The following is an 18,009-nucleotide window of genomic DNA, read 5'->3' as shown; positions in this document are numbered from 1 at the left end:
TATAGCTATTAAATTTATTCTTTAGTCGATATTTCGGAGTAGAAAAAGCTGTCTATATATGGTTGGAGTAATTGGATGAGTTCTTCAGTTCTCAGTCGCTTACCTCGGTCGTGGGGGTGATAGATACTGTCATAAAACATCGATTTATCGTACATTGCCTCTTGAGGTTGACCGAGTACGGGGACATCTAAACTGCGATAAAAGTCGGCGATACTCTGAAAAAAGGCTTGAGATTCTGGTTGTTGGTAAGATTCAAACCAAACCGTATTAGGCCAGGTTGCCAAGACTTGAATATTATTCTGTCTGCACCAAGCGACAAATTTTTTGATATTTTTCAAACCATAACTTGTCTTTAGATAGCCTTTAATTGGCAATGGCTGAAGATTGGCAATTTTTTCCCGCAATTCTGGAGTTAGATCGGCTTCTAGCTGATGTGTGTTGTCTCCATAAGTATTTTTATTGACTTCCTCAGCAGCGATCGCTCTACCCTGACCGTATTCTGGTTTGGTGGATCTGGCAATAACTCCCTGTGTTAAACGCTCAAAGGATATGCCTCCAAGAAAGCGAATTTGAGAAACTAAATCTAGCGATCGCAAATACTGCGGATCGTGAGCGATAACGTGATCGACAAAGCGATCGCTGGGAATACCATCATTGAGATAGTGTTCGTATTCTAGGGGGAGTAAAACCATATCGCCAGGATTGAGCCAAGAACGAGCGCGAGCAAACATATAGTCCAAGCCGATGGCGGCATGAACCCCACCATTAAGACAAGCAACTCCAGTTGTTGCTTGAATTGTTTCACAGCTAATTCCTGCATTGGCGTTAGAACCAGAAACTATTAGTAGTTTTGGTCGGTCTATAGAGCTAATCAAATCGGATTTAAAAGTGTAGACTCGATGAATCGAGCTATTCTGCTCGGAAATTGGAACTCCTAGTTGATAAAAAATGGCTGCCAGATAGACCAGCAGACAAAACAAAAATCCCGTCCCGACCGAGCGCAAGTATTTGATGTAAGTCATATCCTTAAAAGTCAAAATACAAAAACTCGCTCTGAGGAGCTTCTAGAGCAATTTTGGCAATGACAAAAATCAATCCCCCAAGTACAAAACCGAAGGCTCCATTAGGTTGCCAATAAAGCTTTTGCCAAAAACTATGCTGCCAAGAATTAATTTTCTCTATTCCCAAGGCGGGATGGTATTTTTCCAGCCACTGTTGGGTATTGGGGGTAAACCAGGCAACGGCTAATAAAGCCAGCGATAGAGTATAGGTAAGCAGCAAATCAGAACCTCGCTCGAAGTTTAAAGTTACGCCAAGTCCCTCTATTGCTCTTAAATATTCCGCTAACTCTATGGGTAGAGCAACACCATTAATTCCGATCATTCCTCGTAACATAACGAACGCTGCATTCATGTTTGCCGCTCTAAAGAAGACCCAACCAATAACGATAGCGATAAAGGTAATCGCCACACCCAAAATATGCCTCCACCAGTTGTTTTTATTAGGATCGTGTCCTAAAAACTTTTGAAAAGAATGCCATTGATGGTTGATAACTAAATACATTCCGTGTAGTCCGCCCCAGAAGATAAAAGTCCAGCCAGCACCATGCCATAGACCCCCTAGCAGCATCGTAATCATTAGATTGACGTTGCGTCGCAGTTTTCCTTGGCGACTACCACCCAAAGGAATATAGAGATAGTCCCGCAGAAAGTGAGAGAGGGTGATGTGCCATCTCCGCCAAAAATCAATGACGCTAGTGGCTTTATAGGGAGAGTTAAAGTTGAGGGGCAACTTAATCCCAAACATACGAGCGGCACCGATGGCCATATCCGAATAGCCAGAAAAGTCAAAGTAAAGCTGTAACGTGTAGGCTAAAGCTCCTCCCCAGGCAGTAAAGAAAGTAACCGCTTCCCCTGCTGCCGCCTCGTTAAAAACTGGCGTGGCAAAAGTAGCGATGGTGTCGGCAAAAACAACCTTTTTAAATAGTCCCAAACAGAAAACAGTTAGCCCGACTGCCAAATTTTCCCAATCAAAGCGATAGGTAGATTTATCGGCAAACTGAGGCATTACCTCTTTGTGATGGACGATTGGTCCTGCAATAAGCTGGGGAAAGAAAGTTACAAACAGACAGTAGTTTAAAAAACCATAGTCTTTAGTTTCTCCTTTGTAAGAATCTACCAAATAGGTAATTTGCTGAAAGGTAAAAAAGGAAATTGCCAGAGGCAAAATTATTTTATTGAGAGTAAAAGTAGTACCTGCTAAATCGTTGACGCTGGAAACAAAGAAGTTAGCATATTTAAAATAGCCAATTAAAGCCAAATTTACCGTAAGACCAAAAATTAATCCCAATCGACGATATGACTTCTTCCCTTCTAGGTTGAGAAAAATACCAATAAGGTAGTTAAATAAAATAGAAAAAATAATTAATTTTATGTAGGCTGGATTCCACCAGCCATAGAAAAACAAAGAGGCAAGTACTAGCCAACCGATAGCAACTTGATAATGACCCCGTCGGTTAATCTGAAAAAAGATTGTCAGAGTCAGGGGTAAAAAAAGAAAAATAAATTCCCAAGAATTAAATAGCATGATGTTTTACCAGGTTGTCTCTCAAAGCCTCTTTAGCCAATGAGTGAATCGTAAATAGCTTCTAGTTTGAGAGTTTGTTTGCGTAAATCGAATGACTCACAGATAAACTCTCTTCCTCGCCGTCCCATTTTTTCTCCCAAAGCGCGATCGCTCAACAACTTATTCAGCCGTTCCGCCAGAGCAATATCATCTTTTTCTGCTACCAAATAGCCTGTTTTTCCATCTAAAACCGCTTCGGGAATACCGCTATGAAAAGTAGAAACTACTGGTACAGAGCAGGCAGAAGCTTCCAAGATTACAATAGGTAGACCTTCGCAATCGCCATCTTTAGCTGTTTGACTGGAAAGAGCAAAAATTTCTGCGGTACGCATCAGTTCTAGTACTCGTTCGTGAGGTTGAGAACCGAGGAAATTTACCTGCTTCTCAATACCGAGTTTGGCAGTTAAAGTCTGCAACTGTTTGGTCAAAGGTCCCGTTCCCACCTGAACCAGCGTAACGTCGGGATGCTTGGCAGCAATTTTGGCAAAAGCCCGCAATAAAGTATCGATGCCTTTTTTGTCTGTATGTCTGCCGACACAAAGAATATAGCGATCGCCAGCTTTAGTAGTTGCGGGAGTAAATTTAGTAGTATCTACTCCGATATAGTGCTGGATGATTTTATCTTCGGGATAGCCACGCTCGATTAGCTTTTGACGAATAAACTTAGAAACTGCAATAAAACCAGCAGCTTTTCTTTGAAGTTTGGCTTCGTTAAAAATTAGTTGGTAATACAGGAATCTACCACTTTTCCAAATTGCCTTACGAGAAATAGTAATATCGTAGCCGTGAAAAGTTACCAAAAAAGGAATATTTAGTTTATCGGCAATATTCATGGCGTAAACGCCATTAGGACCAAAATGAGCGTGAATTAAATCTAAATTGCCAATGATTTTAAAATATTTACTAAATAAGTTAGGTAAGCAGGTAAGTATATGAGTTAATTGTTTGATTTTCCAAAAATCGTGTTGGCTTAAAGCTACAGAATTAAAGGGTGTTTCTTTAACTAAAGTACTGGCAATAAAAGTTGGTTTATATTGCTGGAGATTTTGCGCTTGCTCTGTAATAAAAGCCTCTGAAATTAAAGGAAAAGTTCTGACGTAGATACCGATTTGTTTCATCTGTCATGTTTCACCGCTTGATGGGGAGCGATAAAGTTATTAGTTTGTACTGTCGAGTGGCTGAACTAGCGCAGTTTCTGGCAGTTTAGTGGGCGCGTCGAATCCGACAATATCCATAAGTTTTTTGGCGTACTCGACGGAATTGCACTGGGCAACAACCCAGTTGTTGCCTAGTTCTAACAGGCGATTGGTGCGATCGCAGTCTGCCTGAAGTCTTAAAACTGCCTCTGCTGCGGCTATGGGATCGTTAGAGTCAACAGTCCACTCTGGGGCAAAATTTTGTAAAATCTCGCCAATACCGCCAGTGTTGCTGCCAATTACTGGTATTCCACAGGCGATCGCTTCTACTACCGTACGACCGAAAGGTTCTCTAGGAGCCAGGGTAACTACCGCATCGGCACATTTATAGTATTCTTCGATCGCAAAAGTTGGGGGCAAAATTGTAAAGCGGTCTGCTACTCCCAAGCGTTGGGCTTCTTGAAGTAAAACCTGAGTTCTCGATTGACCTGGAGAATAGTCTGGACCAATTACAACTCCGTGATAGCGACCGCCAGAAGCTTTGAGACGAGCGAGCATGGGAATTAACCCCCGCAAATTTTTGTCGTTAAAATTATCTGGTTCGCTAATTCGCGAGGGAGTTAAGATAATCCGCGCTCCCGTAGCCAGAATCGGTTGCAAATTAATAGGCGGGGGATCGTCAGAGGGAAGATGATTAAATTTCTCTGTATCCACCGCAGGATGAAGGATATGTCGAACCCCAGCAGGTAAACAGTCAATGTTTTCGGCAGTAAATCGAGAATTGCAAATGGCTTCGGGAGCAAGTCCAGTAAAAATCAACTTTCTAAACGTGTTTCCTAAAGGATTATAAGAACGCGCCAAGTCTCTAAATAAATGGTAGACAGGTCGCCTACTCAATCGAAGTTGGGGTGTAGCCAGGGCAATGCTTGATAGCAACTCACGAGCGGTACAATTTTCCAACAGCAGGGGAGAACCTGGTGGTTGTTGGGCAATCCATTTAAATGCCATGTTAAAAAACTGTTGTCCGTTTTCTCCTGGAATTACTTGCAGACAATCTCCTCGAACCGTCTGACGGAGATACTGTTCTAAAAGAGAACCAGATCTAACCAAAAGACACAGTCGATCCGAAGAACCTAACTTTTCAAAACCCCTAACCATCATTGAGAGAGAGACAGTCGTGCCTCCCAACCCACAACTTCCTGGCAGGACTATAAGTTTATCCATAATAATACACCTCTCTAACGGGCTTCTGTTGGGAGCGATAAATCATCATAAGTAATAAAGTATTCATACTAATCGGACTCAAACTGGTAACAAAGCACTGTAAAAAAAAGAACATTAGTATGGGAAACCAGGATACGGGTCGATTTTTTGACGTTTGGTAAAACCATTTCAGCAGCATCACCCAAGCAGCTAAAAATAGTCCCAGACCGAGTAGACCTTGTTGATAGAGGAGGTCGCCTAAAATATAGCTATGGGTACCAACCCGAATTTGACTCTCCTGTACGTAAAAGACGGCATTTCCTTGTACCGCTGGCGGACCTTGAACTTTATGACCGAAAATTGGCTTATCGGGAATCCTTTCTAAAGTTTCTTGGTAGACCAAGCCACGAATTTCGGTAGAACCAGCGCGAGCGTTAGCTACACCTTCTGCTAAATTTGTAGAATAATTGGCAATTGAGTTGGTAACTGGAAATAGAGATAGAGTAATAAAACTAACTATTGCCAAGATAGACAACAATAGCCAAGTGTTTCCTTTGCGAGCAAAAACCAACATAAAGTAAATTAGCAATACTACAGGAAATGCTAGCCAGGTAGAACGGGTAGCTGTCAAACTAAGCAGAAAAATCGCCACTCCGATAAGTGACAGCGACCACAAGCGATTTTTGAGTTCTAGAGCAATTAAACCTACAAAACCCAGGAAAGCAGCACAAATTTGATTGTGGGCAAAGAAAAATCTAAACCGACCTTCGTAAAAAATTACTAAATAGTTGCTCCAACCATCGACACTATCTCCCTCGTCAAAACCGCTCTTGCCTGTCAATATGGCATAAAGAGTTCGGGGTGAACTGGCAATAAGTGTGGGAAATATTAGAACCGCTAGCCAAATTAACAGCATCTGCACGACGCTAACCGATACAGCCCAGGCAACTACCTCCAGTCGAACTTTTAAATTTTTGCCTTGGATATACCAAATCAATAGGGGAAAAGCAAAACCAAAGGTCGATTTAATTACACTATTTAGACTGACCCCAGTTCCCGATGATACATTGATAGAAAAGTAGGCATCGTTATAGAGCAAAAAATCGTCTACAAAACCATAGACATAAAAAGCAAATAAGCAAATTGCCGCCCAACCAGGGCGTTTCCAGTTTAGTTCTCCGTATTGCCGCCAGTCATAAGCAACAACACCTAGTAAGAGAAATAGCGGCATGTAGTTAGCAAGTCCTACATACCACCAAACAGGAAACAGCACTATATTCAGACAGATTACTTTCTCTGCTAGTGTTAAAATACTCCATCGCAGCCAAATGCCCGAAAAAAGCCGCTCTTTTTGAGTATTTAAAGGTGAATTTGATAATAAAATTTGCGTCATAAATTGGACTACAAACTTAAGTTTGCGCCTCTAACAAAGGTTGCTTAATGCCGTAGTAATAGTAGTTTGTCGGGCGAGATTCTATGCCATTGACTACCAGCCCTGCAATCTGAGCGTTATATTGTCTTAGTTGTTCGAGACTGCTCATTACAGAATAGCGTCCGCTTCTTCCTGGTTGAACGACAAACAAGAAATTGCGAATTACCGAACTGATTGTCGCCATTTCGCTAGCAGCATTGACTGGCGCGCTGTCTACCAAGACGTAATCGTAGTTACCAGTCTTCTGTAGAGCATCTACCTGTCTTTCAAAGTCTCCCTGCACAAAATATTTACAAATTGAATCTCTGGCAATTGCGGGTGCGGCAAGAGCATCGAGACCTGGAACGATAGTAGCCAGGCTAGAAGTAGCTAAGTTAGATTGTCCGTCTTCACTTTCTATCGCTTTTTGTTGAGAGATTTGCAACCGTTCGCTCAATGTGGCTCGATGTATATCTCCATCCACCACTAGTACTTTAAAACCAAGCTTGACTAATGCCAGTGCCAATCCTATAGTGACGGTGGTTTTACCTTCCCCTGGTGCAGCACTGGAAATGGCAACTCGACGGTTTTCTAGATTTAGAAAGCTAAAAGCCGAAGCAAGTTTTTGAAACTCAAGTTCGGCTACGCTGTCTAAAGTCCAACTATATTCGATATTTTCAAGCAGATTGGTTTGATGTTGCGAAATACTTACCAATACGGGATATTTTACTAACTGGAGGTCTTTGAGACTTAATAGAGGATCGCGAGATTCTAAGAACATCAACAAACCAAGGCTGCCAAAAGCAGATGCTAGCAGTCCACCTAAAGCAATAAGCTTGTAGTTTGGGTCTGTAGGTTCGGGATCGAGAGCAGGACCATCGATTAACTGAACGTTGGGATAGCTGTTAAAGTTGTCGATTTTTGCTCTATTAGTTTGAGCGATGATTCCTTTATAGACCCCTTCAGCAATCTCGTATTTGCGCTGTAGCTCTGCTAGTCGAGCTTTATTTTGAGAAATGTTATTTAGTTCTTGGGTACGGTTAGCTATTTGCGAGTTAATTTCAGTACTTTCCTGCTGTAACTGTTTGGCTGCTGTTTCGGCTGCTAGCAACTCGGCAATCATATTAAGGCGATTGTCGGAACCATTAGTACCCAGAGTATAATCGATGTTCCCTCTACCTGCATTGGGAACTGCTGTATTAATAGTCTGTTGTAGTTGTTGGCGCAGTTCGGCTCGGCGTTGAAGTAAAGCTTTTATTTGAGGGCTTCCTTCTTTAAATTGTCCTCTAGCATTAGATAGTTCTACTTCTAACTGGGATAAACTTTCTCTAACCTGCTGATATTCTGTATTTCCTGCCAATCTTAGAGAGTCAACCGCAGTTTGCGAACTTATTCCTAAATTGGAAGAGGTTACTCTAGCTTTAGTTTGGCTGGCATCAGCTTGAGCTTTGACTAACGAGCGTCTGGTTTTTAGTTCGCTAAGAGAATTAATCAGTTCTTGAGCTTGAACATCGCTATCAACAATTCCAGTAGACTGACGAAATTGTGCTAGTTGGGTTTGTGCCTCAATTAAGTCTTGGCGAGCAGTTTCAAGCTCTTTGGTATTTTCTCTAGTCGAGGCATCTTGCTGGCGTAGTTCCTGCAAACGCTGTTGATAGGAGTCAATAATATTATTGGCTCTCTCTAGTGCTAGTTCTGGTTGAGAACCTTGTGCTGTAACTGTAAGAGTTGTCGATTGTGGTTGGGGTTCTACTTCAAATAAGTTTTTGTAGGCATTCAATCTCTCTTTAGGGTAGAGATAGCGTTCGCTATCTTCTTCTAGAACTCGTTCGATTACTTTGTCACTGCCAATAATTGCCGCTTGAATTTGTAGGGGATTGACTTCTTTAGAAAAGCTAAGTCCGCTATCGTTTAAATTCCCTAGTGGACCTAAATCTGCACTGAGATTACCTCCTGAAGAAGGAATGTTTAATTTAGCTTCTGCCGTCCAGGTAGGAGTAAAGGTGCGACCGACTAATACGGTTGCTGCGAAGACTGTAGCACCAACTAGCGCAGCGTTTAAACCTAGTAATGGCAACCAATGTTTGCGCATGACTGCAACTGTGTGATTCATATAATTAATTTATTTATATAACTAAACTTTAAATATATTTGTTGGCAACGCCGTTAATTAGAAGAATAAGCTCGTTGCCCCGATCGGGTTTTAGAGCGGAGATAACCGCGCAAACCCAAACGCAGCACGATTTTTCCCTGTTGGGGAAACAACGCACAGATGCCGCGTCTTAATGTTCTTTCAATCGTATCTTTAGGACTGCGTCCGATCGCGATACTCTCTCGTATAGAAAGTCCGATAATTGCCAGAGATTCTTTAAGAGAAACTCCACCTTGTTGAATGGCTTTTAAGCTACGATGGTCTACATCTTTTTGTAGGTCGAAGCGATCGCGCAAACCCAATTTGGCAGCAGTATCGTTGATATATGAGGCAATGGCTTCTTTTTGTTGAAGTAAAAATTCAACATTGTCATTGTATGCCTGTAAGTTATTGCCGTGCATGCGATAAAACATTAACGGTTCGTCAATGCTGCCGACTTCTCCATAAAAGGGAACTGCAGCAGTTATATATGCGTCTGCTGCCTCTTTTCTTTTGGTTGGAATGGGCAGAATTTGCATTAGCGTTTGACGGCGGTAAGCCAACCCAGAGGTAATCGACCAGGCATACTTACCCCACTGCAACAATAAGCCACTTACATCTCCGCGATTATGTCGGTGATAACCCGTACCGATGGGATTACCTTGAAGATCGATTGAAGTTCTGCCGTGAGAGATTTGCACCCATTCAGGATGTTGGTTAAATGCAGCTACTACCTTGGCGAGTTTATCTCGATAAAAGTAGTCGTCAGCATCTAAAAAACAAACCAAATCGCCTTTAGCTTTTGCTATTGCAGTATTAAAGGCTGCTCCCTGTCCTGAATTTTTTTGGAAGATAGCAATTAGGCGATCGCCATAAGATTCGATAATTTCTCTAGAGCGATCGGTCGAACCGTCATCGACAACAATTAGTTCGAGGTTTTGATATGTTTGCTCGAACACACTATCGATCGCCTGACGCAGAAAATTAGCATAATTATAGTTAGCAATAATAACGCTGACTAAAGGACTATTGGTTTTTATTGGCTCGTTTACAAACCGAACTTCAGGGAGCATTTTTGTCATTATTTAAAACCTCTTTTACAGATATATTGTTTTGTTCGTCACTCAACATAAAATTTAGATCGTTTTTAAAATCTGCAAATTTTAAAACCACATTAAAAAACTCTTGCCAAAGGTCAAGAGTTTGGGCAGGATTTGACAAATAGAGCTGCTGTCGATCCAATTGTATTTTTTAAATTAGATAAAAGAAAATATAATATTTTTACTCAATTTATTTAGTAAAGTCATACAGTTAAATACGCAGCTTCACGATCTTTAGAATTATTACCAACAATACTATTGTTAGTTGCTGCTTTGTCTCGGTATATTCTAATATAAGCTTAATGAATTTCGAGTATGGCAGCTTCCAAAGAAGCCTACTTGTATTGTTCTTTATAACTCGTATTTCAGAGTCATAACCACAATGGCAGTTGCTTAAAAAACAAGCCATAGGCTTAAGTTAAAGTGCACTCCAGGTGTCTTCTTTAACCAAATAAAATCGAGAAAAATCAAAAAGATCGACAAAACGCTAGTACAGTATCCATCTAAATAACAAAGCATTTAATTTTGAAAAAATGGTTTTATCTAATTAATACTATCAATCCAGTGTTTTGTAGTTTTCTTGTAACTAATTGTATACTAAAGCTTCAAAAAATGCAACCTTTATTTTTAATAAAAAATTAAGATTATTAATAGCAAAACAAATAGTATAGTCGTTCTAATTAATTTTTGTATTTTCGCAAGTTGTTTGTTCGAGAGAACAGGAAGTTAATGCAAATTTTGTTCATACAATTCTTATTTAAAATAACTATATATTGCCGATGTTTGAGCTAAACTATCTAATATCGCTAGAGTAAAAACTGCTATTTTTGCTGCTTTGTCATCTACCAAAAAACTGCTATTATTTTTAAATGCAGAACGGCTATAAAGTTAAAAGTTTTTATAGACTTCAATTAATTCAATAAATTATTTTTAGTCATTAACAAATTTAATTAGTTTCAAGCTTTTTATAAAAACTAAACGTAGAAAAAAAGTCGCTTAATTATTATGTTGCAGCTTATGAATGCTGCAACCACGGCTCATATAGTAACTATATTCGCTAACTGAAGGATTGTTAGAACTAGGATCGATCGTACCAGTAGTGTATTTCCAGTCTTCTCTAGTAGCTAGAACGCTATCTAACTTTTCTTCATTTTTTTTAGATATGCGCAACCACATTTGTCCGTGTTCTTCACAAAAGAAATCTTCAATCCAGGAATTGCGATCGACGAAGCTTCCTAACTGTGACACTAACAGACTAGCTTTTTTGTGAGAAAAGTTTAAATGTTCCTTTAACTCAGATACTTCTTTGTAAAACAATCGATACTTCTGACTATTCAATCGCCAGAGGCGACGCTCGCAATAAGGACAGAAAAATTTTTGCACTTTTTTACGGCTACTACGTTTATTGGGCATAATTAATATTTCAGAAAGCCAAACTAATAAATTTCAAAAAGACTGTACTAAAGCTAGACTAATTGTGTTTTTGACAACCATTAACTTGGTTTCAGCTTAGACAAATCTTTCAGTAAATTTAGATTTTTTATTTGATTTACACAAATTACTTGGAGTTAACGTTTTCAGTGCTTGACCTGGGATCGTGGTATCGAGAATGTTTTTTTCCACAATTTTCAAAACTCAAGTGTTCGAGTTATAGATCGAGCGAGCGATTCAGTCTATCCTCCAATATTGATGCAGATTGAGTGATTTTTATTTTATTCATATAAAATTTAATTCATATAAAATAAACTGCAAAATTTTGTGCATAAAACTGCAACTGTTGATTTTTACTAAATAAAAATTTCGATCTTCTAAGTATTTATTCGGTCGAAGTTTTATCGTTATACCTATAATACAGCAAGTAAAAATATATTACGCAAAGCTTTCATGAAGCTTATGTAATTGAAAGATTAAGTTGACTTGTGTTTTTTGTTTTTTTTCGTAGAAAACTACTACGTATTTTTTGTTCTAGCCTATTGCTAATATTCTTTGCAATAACTTTATGAAAGAGCGTGTTAAATTAATTTTTGACTGAGCGACAACGCATTGTAAGTTATAGCAATATATATTTTGTATGTATCGAATTATAGTCACAAAGTTTGACAACAATAAGATAACAACGCCTGTAATGACTTTTATTATGTTGACACTTTACTTATTTAGAAAAAATCCAAGAAGCCATAACTTTACAGCAACTTTATAAACAACTAATGTGTTTTGCTAGTTTTTGAGTTTTGTTTTGCCATATAGCAATAGCTGCACTACATAAGAGAGCATTAGGTTCGGCAATATAACAGCAACAGTTTAATTGGTGACTAATTGTAAATAGTTCTGGATCTGCAAGATAGGAAAAAACCACAGCGTCATCTTCGGAAGTATACAATAGCAATAGTTGTTTGAAAGTTTGTTTTAACAAATTGAGATCTTGATCTTGATAGACAGTAAATAAAGAAAAGGCGGTCTTAGCACCAAAATGTGATGAGTGCTGCCAATTACTGCGTCTTGGCGGAAAAGCTATTGATAATGAAATTTCAGCAGGGATAAGTTTTTGAAACACTTGGGAACGAGGTTCACCACAAAACAATAGATGTTTATTACCTAGTTGCCATAAATCGCCATTTTTTACTAGTAGTTCTAAAGAAGATGTTACAGAAGTTACTTTTTGAAGAACAATGCTATCAATTTCTATACTAGAAGTTTTAGCTGAAGTACAGGAATTGTTTAAAGAAGCTGAATCAAAAATTTGCCCCGCTTGAGAACACTTTTTGTCAACGAACTTGGTACTTGCAAGTAGATGAGTGCCAATAGTTTTCGTCTCAAATTTAATTTCTGATGAAGTGACTGCTGCCTTTGATGAAGACTTGTGTTTTTGAATTAGTTTTTTAGCAATAGTATAAGTAACATATTCTCCTGTTTCGGCTCTCATAATAGCTTCTTTTCTAGCTGCCGCTGGAGCAGAGGGTGCGGCTAATTTGTATAAAGCCGACGGAGCAATTTCCAAATTCGTAAAATTTATGAATTTGAATTCTTTGCTAACTTGCATAAATTTATTAGCAGCAGATACACTCCAGTTAAACTCTGTATTTAGCCACAAGCCAAATTTACCATGACCGATTCTTTGTTTGACTTCCGTTAGTTTTTGACCGATCTCAACTATACTCTGCGCTGTTTTTTTTAATAATGCTTTAATTTCAGCAGTTTGTTGATGGATAAATTGAGTAGTTTCTGGCTCTAGATCGGTATAGTTAAAGTTTTTAATATTAATTTTTGACATTAAAATTTTTCAATGCTAATCAAATTACAAATTATAAAAAACCAAAGTTTCAGGTTTTGAAAACAAAATATGTAATATATATACTACATAAAAATTTTAAGTGCAAGTTTATGACTAATGAAGCTTAAAACTATCTTTTGCGAGCCAATACAATAGGGTTTATTGCTGACTAGCTCATAAGTAAGTCAACCTAGTTAAACGTTAAAATAATTTGCCTGAATTTCTATACTTCATAAATCTCCAAATCAAAACTATTTTATGTTTAATTAAGTGGAGCTACTTAAAGATTGTCGAATCCACTGATGGGGACTTTGAGGCACTTCTTCAAAACCAAAGCGGTGTATGAGTTTGGTAATTGTTTTTTCCTCTATACCCAAATTTAAAGCGGCGCGTTTGGCATCAAAGCGAACTTTTACGGGTAAATGTTGTCTCTGAGTTGCTAAAAGCTCGTTTGTCTGTTCTCGAATCGGATCGTAAATTTTAATAAATTGATTGGTAACGGGTCCTTTAATCCGTTCGGTAGCGATCGCAATTGCCTGTTGAATCGGACCTCGGTTTTCTACAATAGTCAATCCCTGTTTTAAACCCATAGTAATTATGCGATCGTGCAAACAACGGATCATCTCAAAATTATCCTGATAGCGTTTGGCACTACGTTTTACCGCCCCTTTTGCCCGATGCTCGAAGTTTTGCCAATGCTGTTGACTTTCTACCTGCATTATCAACCAGTCAATGTTTAGCAACTCAAAGGTTGGTTCGGACAATAATCCTGGCATCAGCCCTACACCTTCGATCATAGCCGAAGTATTTTGTTTGTGGAGTCGTTTGGCTAGTCCTTCTACGCCAATAGTAGTTAAAACTGCCTGATAGTAATAAGATTCTAAGCTACCTTCAAATGAAGACTGGTATAAGCCCGAAAAAGCTGTTTTGGCATCCTCCTCAAAGAGAAAATCAAGCAGAGCTTTTGCGTTAGCCCTTCCCGCCTCATCGGTAGAAAATACTTTTTGAATGCCAAAAATACGAGCTATGTGAGTAGACAGAGTAGATTTACCAGAACCTGATGCCCCACTAACTAAAATCATTGTGGGTTTGGTGGGGTCTTTCCAGCGTGGCAAATCGAAGACCTTCAACAGTAAACCGCGCATCAACTGATAGAGAGATTCGATAGTAAATCGCTCGCGCACTTTATCTAAAAGTGCATCCTGATAGAGAGTATCTCGCAACCGATTTTTTAAGGTTTTCCAGCGATCGTATTGCTCGAAGTAACTGCTTTCTAACTGATGTATTTCTCGCTCCCAATTAGCAACTAACTTTTTAAGGGGCAAGAAATTCATTATTATTTGTTTGGCATCTCGTTTAAATTGTCGATACCATTCAGCAGGTGGATGAGATGATGATTTTTCCTCAAAACGACGATCGCCCGATGATTTCATGTTTTGTTCGATCTGATTGAAGTTATTAGCAGCAATCCGATCTAACAATTGGTCTGTAAGTTGCTCGATCGTTTCTAAATCTTCAACTGCTGATAAACGTTCTAATAATTCTTGACTATCTGTTTGTTCGGCTACATCCAAGACTTTGATGAAGTTAATTATTTTGCGCTTAATTTCTGGTAAGAGTTTTTTCTTTAATAAAGACTCATTTGTCTGTAAATCACTTAAATCTTCAGTGAGTTCTTCAGGTACTTCTGCATTTTGCCAGGGATAGAGATCGCGGTTTTGGTCGAGAAACAGTTCGGAAGTTTCAAAAAGCTGCAATACGATCTGACGAGCTTCATCGTAAGTATATTCGGGTAAGATTGCCAGCCGATAAATTAGCTCGTACTGCCGACTTACTAAGTGTCCTAACTTAAAATGGGTTTCATATAGTAAATCATAGTGTTTTTGCAATAAAGCATAGATTTGTTTGTCTGATAGAGTTTTAATAATCGCGCGATCGACATTTTCTTGCTCTTGCCAGATTAGCTTTTCATGACGAATCCGCAATGGCATCAAACGTTCTAGTGTTTGTCGAGCTTTTTTTCCAAGAGAATTTTGAGTGGCGGTTAATTCCCGCAAGGTTCGCACCACCTGTTTTAGCTGTTCCTGTGCTAATAATTCCTCGATTACAGGTTGGGCGGCAATTTCCTCTCCTTGGTTGGCATCATAGTGTACTCCTAAAATTTCTTCATATTCAAAAGCACGATCGAGATTTCGAGTTTTATCATCGACAAAAATTGTCTGTCGGGCGAGGCGATTGTAGTTTTCAGCCCAGAATTTCAGCCATTTTTTGGCGTAGGTATCTACATCTACAGGATCGTATCCTAATGGTTCTATAACGCGATTGTATTGGGCGATCGCTTCTTCGCTGACTGGTTCGCAACTAATCTGTTGTCGTTCGTAAGCGGCAGAATTTTTGGCGGAGATTTCGGCAAATATGCCTTGCCAGAGTTGCTCTAAAGCCCAGTCTGGTAAATCTATTTCTAATACTTCTTTAGCAAAGCGATCGAGAAAAACATGTTGCTTAAAAGATAGATAGATTCTAGACGCGGGTTTACTGGCACCAAATTTTTCGGAAACAATGGCAATTAACCCTTGCAGATAGTCAAACTCTTTACGTTCCAAAAAATATTTGATCTTCGCCATAAAGTTATTGGTTAACCCATATTGGCGAATACCTAACTTGCGAATACGATCGAGTACCTGACGGTTTTCCTGTTTGGAATCGTAATGACTGTAATAAAGAGTTAGAAAATTACGAATTTCTGTTTGCGTAACTTCAATTAGTTCGTTGTCGGTTTTTGCCAGTGCGGTATTAAAATTACCGATCGCGTGACGGGCAAATTGTTCGGGAGTTGCCTGCCCAATTTTCAGGGCATCATAATTAGTATGAGGTATTGGCTGGCTTTTAAAAATAGTTTGCCAGAGTTCGAGCAACTGTTCTTTGGGTAGCTCGATTCCTTTAGAGTGAGCATATAGCTGGATAAAAAACTTATTATGTCCGTCCATCAATACGCCGCCAAAGTCCCAGGCGATCGCAGAAGGACTGTGTACTCGTAGCAGAACCTTTTCGATTTGCTCTAGAGCTTCAAATCTTAACTCATCAGGACCGTGTTTGAGGATTTCTAGATATCCTGCCAAATCTTCCAATCTCTCTTTATCACGATGCTGGTAGTCCGATTGTTCATCTAAAGTAGCTAAAATATTTTCGATATCTTTAATCTCAATCTCTCGATACCAATGGTTTAATACGCCTTCAACTATTTGAGCTTGCAATGACAGAGAACCTTGTTGTTTTTGCTGGCAATAATCCCGAATTAATTTCTGTAAATCTCGCTCTCCAACTTCTGCTTTTAAAGTTAATAATTTGATTGCTGCCAAAACCGATCTTTCTATCATGAGTTGCTTACTCTCGCTTTTTATCCCTGCCTCCTATTGGGATCTTACCGCGATACTAGTAATTGGGTTCGACCTGTGTTTGGGTGGGGCGATCGCTAATAGAAAAGTAGTGAATTAACCCGATTTCATTTTGAGGAAAAATTGTGTTTTTCTTAAAGAAGAAGCTAAAAAATTAAATATAGTAGTGAACAATGAACAGTGAATAGTGTTTACCAATCCGTTAATAATTGCTAATTGCTCATTGCCGAAGGGTTAGGCATTTAACTTCTAATTTTTAACTTCTTGGCGAGCGTTCCCTTGCGTCTTTCGCCGAACAGCGCATTCGCAAGGGCGCGTGGCTTGAATTTACTTCAAGCCCTTGTGTCGCCTGCGCAAGCGTCGCGTAGCGACTTTGAGCCGTTAGGCTCTGTGGTTCTCGCCGCTTTTAACTTTAAACTTTTGCTTATATGGTGCGTTGCATGAATCAAAAATTCGCCTTGTCTGAATTTTCTAGAGTTACTTTAGTCGTTTTTTATGGCAGCAGCGCAGCATCTAAGTTAATTGAATTGTCGATAGAAATTCAAAAATATATAGCAAATCTAAAAGAACTTCAGGGGAAGTTTGTACCTTACCAAACAGAGCAAATACATGGAACTATTGTCGGATGTGAGGGGTTGAAAACTAGTTTGGGAATTATTAATAAATGGTTTTACTTCTATAGAGAACAAATTAAATATATCGATTTTAACTGGATTGAATACTTGCAAACTAGCAGTATTTTTCCAATAAAACTACGTTTTTGTGGCTACGATCCTAAATTAGACTATGGTTTTTTAAGTCGCGGTCTGCACCCTGCTATTCGTTCCTTTCAACTACAATCATTGGGTGAAGAAACTGTTCCCGTATTAATAGGCTGGGCTTTTAAAAGCGATCGCATTACTTGGGAATTAGATAGTTTGCGTCGCAATGCTCAAAAATTTAATTTGCTGCACAAATATTTTTCCACACCACAGGCAATCGACAATGACTTTTATTTACGTTTGGGTACGATAAAAGGTAAGCTTCCACAGGAATCTCTAGATGCGATCGCTCAAAAAATTAGAGAGTTTCTCACTAATAAACCTCCTCTATACATTGCTCTAGATCGCACAGATCTGGCTTTTGCTAGCTATCAAGATATATCTTTAACTCCAGCAACAACGCAGATATTTCCTTTACTATCGACAAATATCAGTCAAATCGAGCAATTATACTAACAAACATATAAATACTTAACAGTTGTTCGTGCCATGCTAGTGTTTATATACTATAAAAATAGTATTTTAGTACTAAACGAGTCACACTAATTGTTTGTTATTATTCACACTAATTGTTTGTTATTATAATGTAGCTGCATTAGGAGAGGTGGCAGAGTGGTCGATCGCGCTCGACTTGAAATCGAGTTTTCCGCAAGGGAACGTGGGTTCGAATCCCACCCTCTCCGTACTTTTAGTCTTTGTCTAAGAAGATATATCACTATCTGTCGATTGCTAAATTAATTGTTACCGTTGTCAAATTAGTGTTGTCTTGACCAATAATTTGTCGTTGGTAACAAATTAATGTCATTCAAAAAAATTAAACGACAAGAAAGATGAGGGTGGAATTCGCTTTCATTTTTTAAAAATCTTTCTTACTCGAAGGTGATTCATTAAGTTATTTGTTTTTATCTTGCTACACTCAATTCTTATTTAAAATTACTATATTTTCAGTAATGAAAAACCATTTTTACAAACTCTG

Annotated in this window: 11 protein-coding genes and 1 tRNA gene; 2 read left to right on the top strand and 10 right to left on the bottom strand. The window is 38.8% G+C overall.

Features of this window, described 5'->3' with window-relative positions:
- Positions 1 to 14: 14 nt before the first annotated feature.
- From KV40_RS06165 to KV40_RS06120, 10 genes are all read right to left on the bottom strand, one after another.
- Complete coding sequence (locus tag KV40_RS06165; RefSeq protein ID WP_036478989.1) at positions 15 to 1,022, bottom strand: hypothetical protein; 1,008 nt, start codon at positions 1,020 to 1,022, stop codon at positions 15 to 17.
- A 4-nt stretch (positions 1,023 to 1,026) separates the two neighbouring features.
- A complete protein-coding gene (locus KV40_RS06160; protein WP_036478987.1) occupies positions 1,027 to 2,586 on the bottom strand; it encodes an MBOAT family protein in 1,560 nt (519 codons plus the stop codon).
- Positions 2,587 to 2,618: 32 nt separating this feature from the next.
- Positions 2,619 to 3,743 (bottom strand): glycosyltransferase, encoded by a 1,125-nt coding sequence (locus KV40_RS06155; RefSeq protein ID WP_036478984.1) that lies wholly within the window; start codon positions 3,741 to 3,743, stop codon positions 2,619 to 2,621.
- A 39-nt stretch (positions 3,744 to 3,782) separates the two neighbouring features.
- Positions 3,783 to 4,985, bottom strand: a complete 1,203-nt coding sequence (locus KV40_RS06150; RefSeq protein ID WP_036478982.1) for a glycosyltransferase family 4 protein — start codon at positions 4,983 to 4,985, stop codon at positions 3,783 to 3,785.
- Positions 4,978 to 6,357: an O-antigen ligase family protein gene (locus KV40_RS06145; protein ID WP_036478980.1), complete on the bottom strand. Its 1,380-nt coding sequence runs from the start codon at positions 6,355 to 6,357 to the stop codon at positions 4,978 to 4,980. The genes KV40_RS06150 and KV40_RS06145 overlap by 8 nt, the downstream gene beginning before the upstream one ends.
- Before the next feature lie 16 nt (positions 6,358 to 6,373).
- On the bottom strand, positions 6,374 to 8,488 hold the full coding sequence (locus KV40_RS06140) for a tyrosine-protein kinase domain-containing protein (protein WP_036478978.1): 2,115 nt from the start codon (positions 8,486 to 8,488) through the stop codon (positions 6,374 to 6,376).
- Between the two features lie 53 nt (positions 8,489 to 8,541).
- On the bottom strand, positions 8,542 to 9,588 hold the full coding sequence (locus KV40_RS06135; RefSeq protein ID WP_081942783.1) for a glycosyltransferase: 1,047 nt from the start codon (positions 9,586 to 9,588) through the stop codon (positions 8,542 to 8,544).
- Positions 9,589 to 10,602: 1,014 nt separating this feature from the next.
- Positions 10,603 to 11,019, bottom strand: coding sequence for a hypothetical protein (locus KV40_RS06130; RefSeq protein WP_036478973.1), 417 nt, complete (start codon positions 11,017 to 11,019; stop codon positions 10,603 to 10,605).
- A gap of 781 nt (positions 11,020 to 11,800) precedes the next feature.
- Complete coding sequence (locus KV40_RS31905) at positions 11,801 to 12,877, bottom strand: DUF3102 domain-containing protein (protein ID WP_052055410.1); 1,077 nt, start codon at positions 12,875 to 12,877, stop codon at positions 11,801 to 11,803.
- A gap of 266 nt (positions 12,878 to 13,143) precedes the next feature.
- The gene (locus KV40_RS06120) at positions 13,144 to 16,254 is read right to left on the bottom strand and encodes a hypothetical protein (protein WP_036478970.1); all 3,111 of its coding nucleotides are present in this window, start codon (positions 16,252 to 16,254) and stop codon (positions 13,144 to 13,146) included.
- A 458-nt stretch (positions 16,255 to 16,712) separates the two neighbouring features.
- Between KV40_RS06120 and KV40_RS06115 the strand changes: the two genes are divergently transcribed.
- Together KV40_RS06115 and KV40_RS06110 are read left to right on the top strand one after the other, a co-directional pair.
- The gene (locus KV40_RS06115) at positions 16,713 to 17,489 is read left to right on the top strand and encodes a hypothetical protein (protein WP_036478967.1); all 777 of its coding nucleotides are present in this window, start codon (positions 16,713 to 16,715) and stop codon (positions 17,487 to 17,489) included.
- A gap of 142 nt (positions 17,490 to 17,631) precedes the next feature.
- Positions 17,632 to 17,716 (top strand) — tRNA-Ser (locus KV40_RS06110).
- Positions 17,717 to 18,009: the final 293 nt, after the last annotated feature.

The organism is Myxosarcina sp. GI1 (assembly GCF_000756305.1).
Taxonomy (GTDB): Bacteria; Cyanobacteriota; Cyanobacteriia; order Cyanobacteriales; family Xenococcaceae; genus Myxosarcina.
The sequence above is the reverse complement of the archived record's forward strand: the minus strand, read 5'-3'. Positions and strand labels throughout refer to the sequence as shown.

Excerpts from the sequence above, each read along its gene's own strand:
- KV40_RS06145 (WP_036478980.1), bottom strand. The coding sequence starts at position 6,357 with ATGACGCAAATTTTATTATCAAATTCACCTTTAAATACTCAAAAAGAG.
- KV40_RS06160 (WP_036478987.1), bottom strand. The coding sequence starts at position 2,586 with ATGCTATTTAATTCTTGGGAATTTATTTTTCTTTTTTTACCCCTGACT.
- KV40_RS06130 (WP_036478973.1), bottom strand. The coding sequence starts at position 11,019 with ATGCCCAATAAACGTAGTAGCCGTAAAAAAGTGCAAAAATTTTTCTGT.
- KV40_RS06165 (WP_036478989.1), bottom strand. The coding sequence starts at position 1,022 with ATGACTTACATCAAATACTTGCGCTCGGTCGGGACGGGATTTTTGTTT.
- KV40_RS06155 (WP_036478984.1), bottom strand. The coding sequence starts at position 3,743 with ATGAAACAAATCGGTATCTACGTCAGAACTTTTCCTTTAATTTCAGAG.
- KV40_RS06150 (WP_036478982.1), bottom strand. The coding sequence starts at position 4,985 with ATGGATAAACTTATAGTCCTGCCAGGAAGTTGTGGGTTGGGAGGCACG.
- KV40_RS06135 (WP_081942783.1), bottom strand. The coding sequence starts at position 9,588 with ATGACAAAAATGCTCCCTGAAGTTCGGTTTGTAAACGAGCCAATAAAA.
- KV40_RS06115 (WP_036478967.1), top strand. The coding sequence starts at position 16,713 with ATGAATCAAAAATTCGCCTTGTCTGAATTTTCTAGAGTTACTTTAGTC.
- KV40_RS31905 (WP_052055410.1), bottom strand. The coding sequence starts at position 12,877 with ATGTCAAAAATTAATATTAAAAACTTTAACTATACCGATCTAGAGCCA.
- KV40_RS06140 (WP_036478978.1), bottom strand. The coding sequence starts at position 8,488 with ATGAATCACACAGTTGCAGTCATGCGCAAACATTGGTTGCCATTACTA.
- KV40_RS06120 (WP_036478970.1), bottom strand. The coding sequence starts at position 16,254 with ATGATAGAAAGATCGGTTTTGGCAGCAATCAAATTATTAACTTTAAAA.